Here is a 14,532-nt window from a genome sequence, read left to right on the forward strand (position 1 = left end):
CGAATTCTTCAGCCGCGGGTGTACTGGCCCATCATCTGCACCTCGCCGGTGCCGTCGATGACCTCACCGACCTGCCACGCCTCGACGCCGCGGCCGGTCAGGTAGGCCATCGCCCGGTCGGCGTCGTCGGAGGAGACGATCGCGAACATGCCCACGCCCATGTTGAACGTGGCTTCCATCTCGTTGTCCTCGATCCGGCCCTTGGCCTGGATCAGATCAAAGATCGGCTGCGGCCGCCAGGTGGAGCGGTCGACCACCGCGTCCACGTGGTCGGGCAGGATGCGCACCAGGTTGCCGGGGATGCCGCCGCCGGTCACGTGCGAGAACGCGCGGACCTCGGTCTCCTCGATCAGGCCGAGGCAGTCCTTGGCGTAAATCTTGGTGGGGGTCAGCAGCTCCTCGCCGAGCGTGCGCTGGGTGCCGAAGTCGTCGACCACCGAGTCGAGCCGCATCCGGCCGGCGCCGAGCAGCACGTGCCGGACCAGGGAGTAGCCGTTCGAGTGCAGGCCGGACGAGCGCATCGCGATTACCGCGTCGCCCACCTCGACCCGGTCGCGCCCGAGGATCTCGCTCTCCTCGACCACGCCGACGCCGGTCGCCGACACGTCGTACTCGTCGGGGCGCAGGACGCCGGGGTGCTCCGCGGTCTCGCCGCCCAGCAGCGCGCAGCCCGCGTAGCGGCAGCCGTCCGCGATACCGGCGCCGATCTCGGCCACCTTGTCCGGCACGACCTCGCCGCAGGCGATGTAGTCGAGCAGGAAGAGCGGCTCGGCGCCGCAGGCCACCAGGTCGTCGACGACCATCGCGACCAGATCGATGCCGATCGTGTCGTGGATGTCGAGCTGCTGCGCGATCACCAGCTTGGTGCCGACGCCGTCGGTCGACGAGGCCAGGATCGGGCTCTTGTACTTCTGCGTGTTCAGCCGGAACAGGCCGGAGAAGCCGCCCAGGTCGCCCATGACCTCGGGCCGGGTGGTCTTCTTGACCTTCGACTTGAGCAGCTCCACGGCGCGGTCACCGGCCTCGATCGAGACCCCCGCCTCCGCGTAGGTGACCGAGCGCTTCCGCGCGGCGCGGCCCGACCCGGCCGTCCAAGGCCTGCGGTCGCCCTCGGCGCCGTTGGCACTGTTGCGCTCGGACACGTGGGTCACGGTATTCCCCTTAGAAGTCTCTCGAAGATCACGGGTGCTGCAGGGCGTTGCCGCCGCCGGGACTGGCGACCAGCCGGGTCTCGCCCCGGTCGTCGTACTCCGTCTCGAGCTCGGCGACCGCCGCCGTGGCGGCCTCGTCGCTGGCGGCCGGCATCGAGGCGCGTTTGCCGACCCCCTCCAGCAGGTGCTTGCCGATCAGGTTGCCGGCGGGCAACTCGATCGGGTACTGCCCGTCGAAGCAGGCCATGCAGAGCCGTGACTTGGGCTGCTCGGTCGCCTGGACCAGGCCGTCGAGGGAAACATAACCCAGGCTGTCGGCGCCGATCGAGCGCCGGATCCCGTCGATCTCCAAACCGTTCGCGATCAGCTCGGCGCGGGTCGCGAAGTCGATGCCGTAGAAACACGGCCACTGCACCGGCGGCGACGAGATGCGCACGTGCACCTCGAGCGCGCCGGCCTCGCGCAGCATGCGCACGAGGGCGCGCTGCGTGTTGCCGCGGACGATCGAGTCGTCGACCACGACCAGGCGCTTGCCCCGCACGACCTCGCGCAGGGGGTTGAGCTTGAGCCGGATGCCCAGCTGACGGATCGTCTGCGAGGGCTGGATGAAGGTGCGGCCGACGTACGCGTTCTTGGTCAGGCCCGCGCTGTACGGGATGCCGGACGCCTCCGCGTACCCGATGGCGGCCGGGGTGCCGGACTCGGGCACCGGGATGACCAGGTCGGCCTCGACCGGGTGCTCCTTGGCGAGCCGGCGGCCGATCTCGACGCGGGCCGAGTACATGTTGCGGCCGGCGATCGTCGTGTCGGGGCGGGCCAGGTAGACGTACTCGAAAAGGCAGCCCTTGGGCTCGGGCGCGGCGAACCGGGTCGACCGCAGCCCGTGCTCGTCGACCGCGAGCATCTCGCCCGGCTCGACCTCGCGCACGAAGCTGGCGCCGACGATGTCCAGCGCCGCGGTCTCGCTGGCGATGACCCAGCCCCGCTCCATCCGGCCGAGCACCAGCGGCCGTACACCCTGGGCGTCGCGCGCCGCATAGAGCGTGTTCTCGTCCATGAACACGAAGCTGAACGCGCCCCGCAGACGCGGAAGCACCTCGAGCGCCGCGGCCTCGACGGACAGGTCGGGGCGGCTGGCCAGCAGCGTCGTCACCAAGGCGGTGTCGGAGGTCGCGGCGATGTCCGATGATCCGGGGGCCTCGAGACCGCGCTCGGCGACCTCGCGGGCCAGCTCGGCCGTGTTGACCAAGTTGCCGTTGTGGGCCAGGGCGATCGTCGTGCCGGCCGTGGTGGCGCGGATCGTGGGCTGCGCGTTCTCCCAGTTCGACCCGCCGGTCGTGGAGTAGCGCGTGTGCCCGATCGCGAGGTGGCCGCGCAGGCTGGCCAGGGTCGGCTCGTCGAAGACCTGGGAGACCAGGCCGAGGTCCTTGTAGACCACCACGCCCGAGCCGTCGCTCACGGCGATGCCGGCGGCTTCCTGGCCGCGGTGCTGAAGAGCGAAGAGCCCGAAATACGTGAGTTTCGCGACCTCTTCCTCCGGGGCCCAGACACCGAAGACGCCGCAGGCATCCTGGGGGCCGCGCTCCTGGGGGTCGAGATCGTCGGTCAACCGGCCGTCGCCTCGGGGCACCTGTCGCTCCCTGATCTGGTCGTTTTGCTGGACGCTCCGACGGCCCAGTGTACGCGAGGCGGAGGGGGTCGGCTCGGGCTCGCGCGGCGCTTACTCACCGCTTTCGGGCCCGTACAGCGGCAGATACTCGCTGAGGTCGGTACGGATGCCGCTGGCCCGGAGACGTCCGTCACTCAGCGCATCTGCCCAGGTCACACGCTCCGTGGCGACGAGGACCCAGGTGATCGGATCCGTTTCGACCACATTGGGCGGTGTGCCACGTGTGTGCCTGGGACCTGCGACACACTGAATCGCACCGAAAGGCGGAATTCGCACCTCCACCGAACGGCCAGGTGCGCGTCGCGCCAACTCGGTCAACAGTGCTCGCACAGCGTCACGCAGGACCGCACGCTCGGGTTCTTCGCCCCGATCCAGCGCGTCCAGCGCGTGTTTGACGGACTCGGATTTATTGTGCGCAGGGGACACGCCGGGACGATACGACCCGCTCTGCCGAGATTGGTACGCGCCCCTGGGTCGCGGAACGGACCCGTGACAAGGCATAGTGGCCGACGGTGTTTTTAGTCGCGGGATGTAACCGGCACTCTAGAGGAGCCCGGAGAGACCGTGCGACCCGGAAGGCGGTGTACGTGACAACGCACCTACGAGCCCGAGCGGCCCAAGCCGGTGCGTTACTGGCGGTGGTCGTCGGCGGAATCGCCGTCGCGCCCGCGGTGGCGCTGGCGTCTCCCCCGGACGTGCAGATCACGAGCGTCCCGACCGATGTGCTGTCGGGGAACACCGTGCAGATGCAGTACCAGGTGCGCAACACCAACCAGGACGGGCAGGCGGTCCGCGCCACCATCCAGGTGACCAGCGGCATGTCCAAGTGCTCCGGTAACTGCGGCCAGGTCGACCAGGTCGACGGCCAGGGCAAGACGTACCAGGCGACCTTCACGGCGCCCAACGTCGACGCCGGCCAGTCCAAGTCGATCCCGATCAAGGTCACCGTCTCCATCCAGGGCGAGCAGCCGGCCTCCGACACGGTGAACGTCAACGTGCAGGGTCCGGACAAGCCGCAGACGGTCACGTCGATCTCCGGCAAGGTCAAGGACCAGAACGGCAAGGCCATCTCCGGCGCCGACGTCGCCATGAAGGACAGCGGCGGCCACCCGTACCAGGCGAAGACCAACGGCTCGGGCGGCTACTCGTTCAACTCGTCCGACTCGCAGCCGATCACGCCGGGCAACATCACGGTGGGCGCGCTCAAGGACGGCTACGAGACGGCCACCGTGACGATCCAGGCCTCGGCCGGTAAGAGCGCGATCGCCAACCTCACCCTCAAGCTGCTGGAGTCGACCGCGTCGGCCTCCCCGTCCGCTTCCGCGTCGGCCTCGGCCAGCGCCGAGGCGACCGACGAGGCCACCGAGGAGCCGACCCAGGACGACTCGGCGGCGGCGGCCGACCCGAATGCTCAGAAGACGTCCTCGGACCAGGGCGGCGGCTCCGGCTCGCTGCTGTTCATCGTGCTCGGCGGCCTGCTCGTGGCGGCCGGCGTCGGCGCGATCGTGCTGGTGCTGATGCGGCGCAAGAACAACCCCGAGGGCGGCGGCGGTCCCGAGGTCGACCCGACCGTCATGGGCGGCGGGCCGTCGGGCATGGTCCCGCCGAGCCAGGGCCGGTTCAACGACGCGACCCGGGTGGCTTCGCCGATGGGCGCCGGCCGGGACGCGACCATGGTGGCGCCGCGCTCGGGCTCCCCGATGGCGGACGCACCGACCATGCTGCAGCGCCCGGTCGAGGACGAGTTCCCCGACCCGTACGGCGCCCCGGTCCCGCACCAGGGCGGCCAGTACGGCGGCGGCGGCTGGGACAACCAGGCCGGCGGCAACGGCGCCCAGCAGTACGGCGGCGGCCAGTACGGCGAGCAGGCACAGTACGGCGAGCAGGCCCCATACGGCGGAGGCACGAGCACGTACGGCGCCGCGGCCGCGCCCGCACCGGGTGCCGGCACCTACGGCGGCCAGCAGTACGGCGGCGGCCAGTACGGCGCCGGTCAAGGCGCCCCGGCCGGGCAGCAGCGCTACGACGAGCCCACGGGCATGTACCGCCCCGAGGCCGGCCAGAGCGACGGTTACGACGACGGCGGGTACGACCAGCGCGGCGGCTACGGCGGCCAGCAGTACGGCGGCGGCTACCAGGCCGGCGGCGGCGGGTACGACCAGGGCGGCTACGACCAGGCCGGCTACGGCGACCAGGGCGGCCAGCAGTACGGCGGCGGGCAGTACGGCGGCGGCGGGTACGACCAGGGCGGCTACGACCAGGCCGGCTACGGCGACCAGGGCGGCCAGCAGTACGGCGGCGGCCAGTACGGCGCCGGTCAAGCCGGTCAAGGCGGTCAAGCCGGTCAAGGCGCCCCGGCCGGCCAGTACGGCGCCCGCAACGACGGCTACGACGAGAGCGGCTACGACCAGCGCGGCAACCGTCAGCCCTCGCACCCGGGTCAGCGCCGCCCGGCGGAGTGGGACAACTAGAACGGGCAAGTAAAAGCCCGGCCGGCGTGATCGCCGGCCGGGCTTTTCTGTCGGTTGTGGATCAGTCCTCGGCGGGCTCGATCGGTCCACCGGGAACGGGCTCGCTGGGCTCGGCGATCTCGAGCTCGACCGACGCCGCCGGGATGGCGTCGGCCTCGACCGACGCCGCCGGGATGCCGTCGGCCTCGACCGACGCCGCCGGAACGCCATCGGCCTCGATCGGCGCTGCCGACTCCATCGCCGCGCCGGCCGCGGCCGCCGCCAGCATCTCGTCGCCCCGGTCGCCGGGCGGAGCGGCCGGGTCGGCCGCGTGCTCCGGGTCGCCGTGCCGGCCGGCCAGCTCCGCGACGCCGCCGAACAGCCGGGGCAGCGTCGCCGACCAGGCCTCGCGCAGCTCGGGCAGCGGGATCGTGAACTGCTCACGAACCTCGAGCTCGGGCTCCCGCGTGGTGACGCCGATCGGGGTGCACGGCACGCCGTAGTCGGCGGCCAGCGCCACGAACGCCTTGTCGTGCCCACGCGGCACCGCGATCAGGGCACGCCCGGCCGACTCGCTGAACAGGTGGACGAACGGCGAGTTCTCGTCGTCGGGGAACGCGACCCGCGCGCCCACCTCGTACCGCAGGCAGCTCTCGACCAGCGCCTGGGCGAGACCGCCGTCGGAGAGGTCGTGCGCGGCGCTGACGTGACCGGCCTGCGAGGCCCGCGACATCAGCGCGCCGAGCCGCTGCTCGCGCACCAGGTCGACCTTGGGCGGCCGGCCGCCGAGGTGTCCGTGGGTGACCCACGCCCACTCCGAGCCGGACAGCTCGCAGGACGTCTCGCCGAGCAGGAAGAGCTGGTCGCCCTCGCCGGTCACCTGCGGGAAGCCCATCGGGATGCGGCGGGCCACGTCGTCGAAGACGCCGAGCACGCCGACCACCGGGGTCGGGTGGATCGCAGCGGCGCCGGTCTGGTTGTAGAAGCTGACGTTGCCGCCGGTCACCGGGGTGCCCAGCTGCTGGCAGCCGTCGGCGAGACCGCGGACGGCCTCGGCGAACTGCCACATCACGGCCGGGTCCTCGGGCGAGCCGAAGTTGAGGCAGTCGGTGACCGCCACCGGCTCGGCGCCGGTGACCGCGACGTTGCGGAACGCCTCGGCCAGGGCCAGCTTGGCGCCCTCGTACGGGTCGAGGCGCGCGAACCGCCCGTTGCCGTCGACCGACAGCGCCACCCCGAGTCCGGTGCGCTCGTCGATGCGCAGCACACCCGAGTCTTCCGGCTGGGCCAGCACGGTGTTGCCGAGCACGTACCGGTCGTACTGCTCGGTGACCCAGGTCTTGTCGCACAGGTTCGGCGAGGCGGCCATCCGCAGCACCGTCTCGCGCAGCTCGTCGCCGGTCGAGGGCCGCGGCAGGGTCTCGGCCTTGTCCGCCTGGAGCAGGATCAGGTCGGCCGGCTCGCGGATCGGCCGGGCGTAGACCGGACCGTCGTCGGCGAGCGAGCCGGGCGGCACGTCGACGACCACGAAGTCCTTCCAGCTGATCACCAGCCGGCCCGGGGAGCCGTCCGCCTCGGCCGGGGTGACCTCGCCGATCGCGGTGGCCCAGACGCCCCACTTCTCGGCGACGGCCAGCACCTGCGCGAGGTTCTCCGGCGTGACGATCAGAAGCATGCGCTCCTGCGACTCGCTGGCCAGGATCTCGGTGGGCGACATCGAGGCCTCGCGCAGCGGCACCCGCTCCAGCCAGACCCGCATGCCGGTGCCGGCCGCGGCCGCCGTCTCGGTGAGCGCGCAGGTCAGGCCCGCGCCGCCGAGGTCCTGGATGCCGGCGACGAGGCCGGCGTCGTACAGCTCGAGGCAGCTCTCGATGAGCAGCTTCTCCATGAACGGGTCGCCGACCTGCACCGACGGGCGGCGCTGCTCGGCCCCCTCGTCGAAGGTTGCCGACGCGAGCACGGAAACGCCGCCGATGCCGTCCCGGCCGGTACGCGCGCCGAGCAGCACCACGACGTTGCCGACGCCGGCCGCCTCCTTGTGCTGGAGGCGCTGCACCGGAAGCACGCCGATGCTCAGGGCGTTGACCAGCGGGTTGCCCTGGTACGTCGGGTCGAAGACGATCTCGCCGCCGATGTTGGGCAGGCCCAGGCAGTTGCCGTAGCCGCCGATTCCGGCCACCACGCCGGGCAGCACCCGGGCGGTGTCGGGGTGGTCGGCCGCGCCGAAGCGCAGCGGGTCCATCACGGCGATCGGGCGGGCGCCCATGGCGAGGATGTCGCGCACGATGCCGCCGACGCCGGTCGCGGCGCCCTGGTACGGCTCGACGAAGCTCGGGTGGTTGTGCGACTCGACCTTGAACGTGACCGCGAGGTCGTCCGAGATCTGCACGACGCCCGCGTTCTCCCCGATGCCCGCCAGCATCCGGGTGTTCTGCGGGGCCTTGTCGCCGAACTGGCGCAGGTGCACCTTGCTCGACTTGTACGAGCAGTGCTCGCTCCACATGATCGAGTACATGGCGAGCTCGGAGGCGGTCGGCCGCCGTCCGAGGATCTGCCGGATCCGCTCGTACTCGTCGTCCTTGAGGCCGAGCTCGGTGTGGGGCTGAAGCTCGTCCGGCGTGTCGAGTGCGCGGTGCACCGTGTCCGGCTCGCCGCCGAACTCGTTGACCAGCACATCGGTCGCGGCGAACCCGGTCGGTTTGGCGCCCGCCGTCTCCGGCTGCGTCGTCATTTACTGTCCCCCTGCGTGCTGTCCGCCCGCGGACGCCCCGGCCAGGGCACGCAGGACGGAGGTGAAGAAGCCGAGGCCGTCCAGCGACGGGCCGGTCAGCGCCTCCACCGCGTGTTCCGGGTGCGGCATGATGCCGACGACGTTGCCGGCCTCATTGGTGATCGCGGCGATGTCGCGCTGCGAACCGTTCGGGTTTCCGCGGATGTAGCGCGCGACGATGCGGCCCTCGGCCTCGAGCGCGTCGAGCGTCCGGTCGTCCGCGACGTAGCAGCCCTCGCCGTTCTTCACCGGGATGAGGATCTCCTGGCCCGGCGTGTAGCCGTTGGTCCAGGCGGTGTCGGTGGACTCGACGCGCAGGAACTGGTCGCGGTTGCGGAAGTGCAGGTGCTGGTTGCGGGTGAGCGCGCCGGGAAGAAGGTGCGCCTCGCAGAGAATCTGGAAGCCGTTGCAGATGCCCAGCACCGGCAGGCCGCCACGGGCCGCGTCGATGATCGTCTCCATCACCGGGGCGAACCGGGCGATGGCGCCGCAGCGCAGGGCGTCGCCGTACGAGAAGCCGCCGGGCAGCACCACGGCGTCGACGCCGTGCAGGTCGGGATCGCCGTGCCAGAGGCGGACCGCCTCGCCGCCGGCGATGTGCGCGGCGCGGGCCGCGTCCCCGTCGTCGAGCGAGCCCGGGAAGGTGACCACACCGATGCGCATGGTCAGGCGACCTCCGCCGTCGCGCCATCCAGGTGGATGGTGAAGTCCTCGATCACGGGGTTGGCGAGCAGCTTGTCCGCGATCTCGCGGGCGCGCTCGACATCGGCCTCGCCGGCGAACTCGATCTCGATCCGGCGACCGATGCGGACGGAGGAGACGTCGTTGACGCCGAGCCGGGGCAGCGCGTTCGCAACCGCCTGGCCCTGCGGGTCGAGGATCTCCGGCTTGAGCATGACGTCGACCACGACGCGAGCCACGGGCACTCCTGACTGATAGGTGTGAGCATCGCGAGCCTACCTTGCGATGCTCGCGAGAAAGCCATCGGCCGGTGTCGGCCGCGCGACGCAAGCGCCCCTGAGCAGGGGATGTCGGCCCACTCTTGTGATCTTGCAGGCGGGCCATCACACGGTGATATGGCCGAGCTGGGTTGTTGGCGGCGAGGTCCGGCCCGCATACGGTCGGGTCATCGATCTCCGGAAGAACCGGCGGCGGCGCCCCCACCGCCGCCGGTCGGGGCAATCGAGCGGATTCCGCCGAGGTGCGGCGCGAGGGTCGAGCTCCGCCGCGCCTCGACGGCGTGTCTCAGAGGATGGGCGCCGGGGCGTAGTGCGCGGCCGCCGGATGCCCCGCCACGATCGTCGCCACCCGGTCGGCGATCGCGCGCACCTGCGAGGGGGCGGCCCCCACGAAGGCGGCCCGGTCCGCGACCAGGATGTCGATCTCGCTCCGGGTCAGCCGGAGCCGCTCGTCGCCGGCGAACCGGTCGAAGAGATCGTTCACGACCGCGCCCTTCTCGCGCATGGCCAGCGCCACCGCGACGGCGTGCTCCTTGATCACCTCGTGCGCGACCTCCCGGCCGACGCCCTTGCGCACGGCCGCTACCAGGATCTTGGTGGTGGCCAGGAACGGCAGGAACCGGTCGAGCTCGCGGGCGATCACCGCGGGGTACGCCCCGAACTCGTCGAGCACGGTCAGGAACGTCTGGAACAGCCCGTCGGTGGCGAAGAACGCGTCCGGCAGGGCGACCCGGCGGACCACCGAGCAGGAGACGTCGCCCTCGTTCCACTGGTCGCCGGCCAGCTCGCCGACCATCGACAGGTAGCCCCGGACGATCACGGCGAGGCCGTTGACCCGCTCGGACGAGCGCGTGTTCATCTTGTGCGGCATCGCCGACGAGCCGACCTGGCCCGGCTTGAAGCCCTCGGTGACCAGTTCCTGGCCGACCATCAGGCGGATCGTGGTGGCCAGCGAGGACGGGCCGGCGATGACCTGGGCCAGGGCCGAGACCACGTCGAAGTCGAGCGACCGCGGGTAGACCTGGCCGACGCTCGTGAGCACCCGGTTGAAGCCGAGGTGCCCGGCGACCCGCTGCTCGAGCGTGGCGAGCGCCTCGAAGTCCCCGTCGAGCAGGTCGAGCTGGTCGGCCGCGGTGCCGACCGGACCCTTGATGCCACGCAGGGGATAGCGCCCGATCAGGTCGTCCAGTCGCTCGTACGCGATGAGCAGCTCTTCCGCGGCCGAGGCGAAACGCTTGCCGAGGGTGGTCGCCTGCGCCGCCACGTTGTGCGAGCGGCCGGTGATGACCAGGTCGGAGTATTCGACGGCGCGCTCGGTGAGCCGGGCCAGGGTGCTCACGACGCGCTCGCGTACGAGCTCGAGGGAAGCCCGGATCTGCAGCTGCTCGACGTTCTCGGTGAGATCGCGCGAGGTCATGCCCTTGTGGATCTGCTCGAAGCCGGCGAGCGCGCTGAACTCCTCGATCCGCGCCTTCACGTCGTGCCGGGTGACCCGCTCGCGCGCGGCGATCGACGCCAGGTCGACCCGGTCGAGCACCGCCTCGTAGGCCTCGACCGCGCCCTCGGGCACCGACACCCCGAGATCACGCTGGGCGCGCAGCACGGCGAGCCAGAGCCGGCGCTCCATCCGGATCTTCTCCTCCGGGGACCAGAGGGCCGTGAGGTCGGCGGAGGCGTATCGGGCGGCCAGCACGTTCGGGATCGTCACGCGATCGATTCTTTCACGGGCTCCCCGGCCGGCTCGGGCAGCTTGTGCGCCAAGGTGCGTACGTCACGGCTGCTCAGCATGAAGGCGACGGCGGCGACCATGAGCAGGCCCGCGCCGATCAGGGTGGCCTGGCGGCCGGCGACCTGCGAGATCGGGCCGACGGTCATCTCACCGATGGGGATCGCGACGAAGGAGCCGACCATGTCGTACGAGTAGACGCGCGCCAGTTTGTCGGCCGGCACATGTTCCTGCATCGACGTCTCCCAGGCCACGCCGAACTGCTCGAGCGTCAGCCCGCCGAGCAGGGCGCCGGCGATCAGCGCCCACAGCTGCGGATAGGTGCCGAGCAGGAAGACCGGGATGGCGAGCGGCAGGCAGCAGGCCACGCCGAGGAAGAGCAGTCGCCGCACCCGCAGCCGCATCGCGATCAGCCCACCGATGATCATGCCGGCGGTCTGCGCGGCCAGCACGAAGCCCCAGGCTCGGCGCCCGATGGTGTCGTCGGCGACGACCGGCCCGAGCACGAAGAGCCCGCCGCCCCAGGCCATGTTGAACACGCTGAACCCGGCCACGACGATCCAGAGCCAGGTGCGGGTACGGAACTCGGACCACCCGGTCCGCAGATCGGCGAAGATGTTGGGTCTCTTCACCCCGGCCTCTTCCGGTACGCCGAGAGCAGCCTCGTCCCCGGCCAGGATCGACGGCTCCTTCTCCGCCCCCTTCGCCACCGCCGCCGTCGGGTTGCCGAGCGCCGCGAACAGGACCGCCGAGACCGCGAAGCTCACCGCGTCGACCGCGATGCCCCAGCCCGGGCCGACCGCCGCGATCACGATGCCGGCCGCCGGCGCCCCGAAGATGGCCGCGCCGTTGAGGAAAACCCGGCTGATCGCGTTCGCCTGCTGGCGGATCCCCTCCGGCACCGTCTGCGGCAGGATCGAGGCGCTCGCCGGCAGCGCCAGCGCCCCGACCATGCCGTTGATCGCGGCCAGCCCGATGAGCAGCGGGATCGTCGCCGAGTGGGTCAGCACCAGCGCCGCCACCACGCCCTGGGTCGCCGCCGCGGCCAGGCTCGAGCCGACCATCAGCAGGTTCTTCGGCAGGCGGTCGGCGAGGACGCCGCCGAAGAGCAGGAACGCGACGTTGACCACGGTGCGCGCGCCGACCACGAAGCCGAGGTCGGTGGCCGAGCCGCTGATGTCGAGGACGGCGAAGGCCAGCGCGATCGGGGCGAACGCGTTGCCGAACGCGTTGATCGTGCGCCCGGCGAGCAGGACGCGGAAGGGCCGGTGCCGCAGCGGCGCGGGGACTCTCATTCCTCTTCTCCCATCTGGAACATCGCGGCCGTCGTGCTCGTGCGGATGGTGCCGGGGGTGCGCGGCGGCCGGGCCGCCGCGTGCAGCTCGCGCAGGGCGTCGCCGACCCGCTCGCGGATCTCGGCCCACTTCTCCGGCTCGACCCAGAGGTCGGCGTCGGCCAGCAGCTTGGGCCCGGGCGGGAAGTGCGCCGCGCGCGTACGCCTGATCAGCTCGTGGGCGAAGGCCGAGAACTCGAGCCGGAGCTGCTCGTCCGACTTCGGCCCCCGCTGCTGCTCCTGCTCGCGGTCGTGGGCCACGTCGTAGCGATAACGCTTGGCAACGCCCCCGCGAATCTTCTCCTCGCCCTCCACCCGGATCAGGCCGCCGGAGAGCAGGTTGCGCAGGTGATAGCTGGCGTTGGCGTGGGTGAGGCCGAGCTCCCGCGCGACCTCGGCCGCCGTCATCGGCGCGGCCGTGAGCAGCGACATCATCCGCAGGCGGATCGGATGGGCCATGGCACGTAGCGCGGCCTTCTCGCCACCGGCCGGCGGACCGCCCGCGCTTCCCGCATCTCCCAAAGACATGTTTGGGAGTTTAGGGCCCCGCGTGCCGACTGTCCAACACTTATTTGGGAGTGGCACACTGCACGGAGAAGCGGCATTGTCGCTAGGGTTACTGACGAGTAGGTACAGCGTAGATACCGAAAGGTCCACCGATGACTGATTTCAACGCCGAGTCGCTCGCCTCGATCGGCCCGAAGGAGTTCGCTCAGCTCGTCAAGACGACGCCGGATTCGCAGATCGCCGAGGTCATGGCCGGCGACGCGCGCACGAAGATCCTCGACGAGGTCTTCAACCGCATGCCGACGCTGTTCCGCGCCGAGAAGGCCGGCAATACCTCGGCCGTCATCCACTGGATCATCACCGGCGGCGCCGCCGGCGCGAGCGACACCTACGAGACCGTGATCGAGAACGGCGCCTGCACCGTCACCAACCAGCCGGCCCGCGAGCCCAAGCTCGCCATGACCATGGACCCGGTGACGTTCCTGAAGGTCGTCTCGGGCGACGGCAACCCGATGATGATGTTCATGACCGGCAAGATCAAGGCCAAGGGCGACCTCGGCCTCGCCGCCAACGTGGCCAAGCTCTTCGACATCCCCAAGGCCTGATTCTTCTCGACAAAGGCCGGCCCGCTCGGGCCGGCCTTTCGTCGTCTCAGACGCGTCGTCTCAGAGGCGGATGCGGCCCTCGACCGCGCCCAGGGCGATGTCCGTCCGGTACTGGGCGCCGTCCAGGCGGACGCCGTCGACCAGGGCATATGCGGCCTCGCGGGCCGCGGCCAGGTCGGGGCCCTGGGCGGTCACGCTCAGCACGCGGCCGCCGGCCGAGATCAGGGCGCCGTCGTCGCGGCGGGCCGTGCCGGCGTGGATCACGCCGGGGACCTCGGCGCCGGTGATGACGTCGCCGGTGCGCGGGGTGGCGGGGTAGTTCTGGCTCGCGACCACGACCGTGACGGCCGCGCCCTCGTACCAGCGCAGCGGCGGGTGCGCGGCCAGCTTGCCGGTCGCGGCCGCCTCCAGCAGGCCACCCAGCGGCGTCTCCAGGAGCGCCAGCACCACCTGGGTCTCGGGGTCGCCGAAGCGGGCGTTGAACTCGATGACCTTGGGGCCGTCGGGGGTGAGCGCGAGTCCGACGTAGAGCAACCCGGCGAACGGGATCCCCCGCGCGCGCATCTCGGCCAGCGTCGGCTCCACGACCTCGCGCATGACCTGGGGCACCAGGTCGTCCGGCGTCCAGTCGAGCGGCGCGTACGCACCCATGCCGCCCGTGTTCGGACCGGCGTCGCCGTCGGCCAGTCGCTTGAAGTCCTGGGCCGGCATCAGCGGCACCGCCGCCGTGCCGTCGGTGACCACGAAGAGCGACACCTCCGGACCCGACAAATACTGTTCAATCACGACTTTTCCGCAGTCAGCGGCGTGCTGCTCGGCGTCGGGAAGAGAGTCGGTAACCACGACACCTTTACCAGCGGCGAGACCGTCGTTCTTGACCACATAAGGCGCGCCGAGGTCGGCCAGCGCACGATCGACCTGCTCGGCCGAGGTGCAGGCGTAGGACAGCCCGGTCGGGACGCCGGCCGCCGCCATCACGTCCTTCGCGAACGCCTTCGACCCCTCGAGCTGGGCGGCCGCGGCGCTCGGTCCGAAGCAGGCGATGCCCTTGGCGCGTACGGCATCGGCCACCCCCGCCACCAGCGGCGCCTCCGGCCCGACGACGACCAGGTCGGCCGCGAGCTCGACGGCCAGCGCGGCGACCGCGGCCGGGTCGGTGGCGGTCACCGGATAGAGGTTCGCGACCTGGGCGATGCCGGGATTGCCCGGAGCGGCGGCGAGGAAGTCGACGGACGGGTCGGCGGCGAGGCCCACGGCGAGGGCGTGTTCCCGCCCGCCGGACCCGATCAGAAGTACGCGCACGACCGCCGATCCTACCGGCGGCGTCCTTCCGCACGTCGCACCGCTGGTCGGTCGCGTAAA

The 14,532-nt window shown here is 71.4% G+C and carries 12 protein-coding genes; 2 read left to right on the top strand and 10 right to left on the bottom strand.

What is annotated here, in order from left to right:
• Positions 1 to 8 precede the first annotated feature (8 nt).
• The 3 genes from purM to ACZ6TB_RS46580 form a co-directional block, all read right to left on the bottom strand.
• Positions 9 to 1,151, bottom strand: coding sequence for a phosphoribosylformylglycinamidine cyclo-ligase (purM, locus tag ACZ6TB_RS46570; protein WP_465567571.1), 1,143 nt, complete (start codon positions 1,149 to 1,151; stop codon positions 9 to 11).
• Positions 1,152 to 1,179: 28 nt separating this feature from the next.
• Complete coding sequence (gene purF / locus ACZ6TB_RS46575; protein WP_465567574.1) at positions 1,180 to 2,781, bottom strand: amidophosphoribosyltransferase; 1,602 nt, start codon at positions 2,779 to 2,781, stop codon at positions 1,180 to 1,182.
• A 90-nt stretch (positions 2,782 to 2,871) separates the two neighbouring features.
• Positions 2,872 to 3,246: a sterol carrier family protein gene (locus tag ACZ6TB_RS46580; protein WP_465567577.1), complete on the bottom strand. Its 375-nt coding sequence runs from the start codon at positions 3,244 to 3,246 to the stop codon at positions 2,872 to 2,874.
• 212 nt (positions 3,247 to 3,458) lie between these two features.
• Between ACZ6TB_RS46580 and ACZ6TB_RS46585 the strand changes: the two genes are divergently transcribed.
• On the top strand, positions 3,459 to 5,291 hold the full coding sequence (locus ACZ6TB_RS46585; protein WP_465567580.1) for a carboxypeptidase regulatory-like domain-containing protein: 1,833 nt from the start codon (positions 3,459 to 3,461) through the stop codon (positions 5,289 to 5,291).
• A gap of 61 nt (positions 5,292 to 5,352) precedes the next feature.
• Here the strand turns inward: ACZ6TB_RS46585 and purL are convergent, their stop codons facing one another.
• From purL to ACZ6TB_RS46615, 6 genes are all read right to left on the bottom strand, one after another.
• A complete protein-coding gene (purL, locus tag ACZ6TB_RS46590) occupies positions 5,353 to 8,001 on the bottom strand; it encodes a phosphoribosylformylglycinamidine synthase subunit PurL (protein ID WP_465567583.1) in 2,649 nt (882 codons plus the stop codon).
• Positions 8,002 to 8,709 carry a phosphoribosylformylglycinamidine synthase subunit PurQ gene (gene purQ, locus ACZ6TB_RS46595; protein ID WP_465567679.1) on the bottom strand — a complete coding sequence of 236 codons (708 nt, stop codon included), beginning with the start codon at positions 8,707 to 8,709 and terminating at the stop codon, positions 8,002 to 8,004.
• Complete coding sequence (gene purS, locus ACZ6TB_RS46600) at positions 8,706 to 8,960, bottom strand: phosphoribosylformylglycinamidine synthase subunit PurS (RefSeq protein ID WP_465567682.1); 255 nt, start codon at positions 8,958 to 8,960, stop codon at positions 8,706 to 8,708. The genes purQ and purS overlap by 4 nt, the downstream gene beginning before the upstream one ends.
• Positions 8,961 to 9,285: 325 nt before the next feature.
• Positions 9,286 to 10,707 (bottom strand): adenylosuccinate lyase, encoded by a 1,422-nt coding sequence (gene purB / locus ACZ6TB_RS46605; protein ID WP_465567586.1) that lies wholly within the window; start codon positions 10,705 to 10,707, stop codon positions 9,286 to 9,288.
• A complete protein-coding gene (locus tag ACZ6TB_RS46610; RefSeq protein ID WP_465567588.1) occupies positions 10,704 to 12,020 on the bottom strand; it encodes an MFS transporter in 1,317 nt (438 codons plus the stop codon). The genes purB and ACZ6TB_RS46610 overlap by 4 nt, the downstream gene beginning before the upstream one ends.
• The gene (locus ACZ6TB_RS46615) at positions 12,017 to 12,586 is read right to left on the bottom strand and encodes an ArsR/SmtB family transcription factor (protein WP_465567591.1); all 570 of its coding nucleotides are present in this window, start codon (positions 12,584 to 12,586) and stop codon (positions 12,017 to 12,019) included. Before ACZ6TB_RS46615 ends, ACZ6TB_RS46610 begins: the two co-directional genes overlap by 4 nt.
• A gap of 131 nt (positions 12,587 to 12,717) precedes the next feature.
• Here ACZ6TB_RS46615 and ACZ6TB_RS46620 point away from each other — a divergent pair, with 131 nt between their 5' ends.
• Entirely contained in the window at positions 12,718 to 13,170 is a 453-nt protein-coding gene (locus ACZ6TB_RS46620; protein WP_465567594.1) for an SCP2 sterol-binding domain-containing protein, read from the top strand.
• A 60-nt stretch (positions 13,171 to 13,230) separates the two neighbouring features.
• Here ACZ6TB_RS46620 and purD read toward each other — a convergent pair whose 3' ends face one another.
• Complete coding sequence (gene purD, locus ACZ6TB_RS46625; protein ID WP_465567597.1) at positions 13,231 to 14,472, bottom strand: phosphoribosylamine--glycine ligase; 1,242 nt, start codon at positions 14,470 to 14,472, stop codon at positions 13,231 to 13,233.
• Positions 14,473 to 14,532: the final 60 nt, after the last annotated feature.

It is taken from the genome of Actinoplanes sp. NPDC051537, assembly GCF_055586105.1.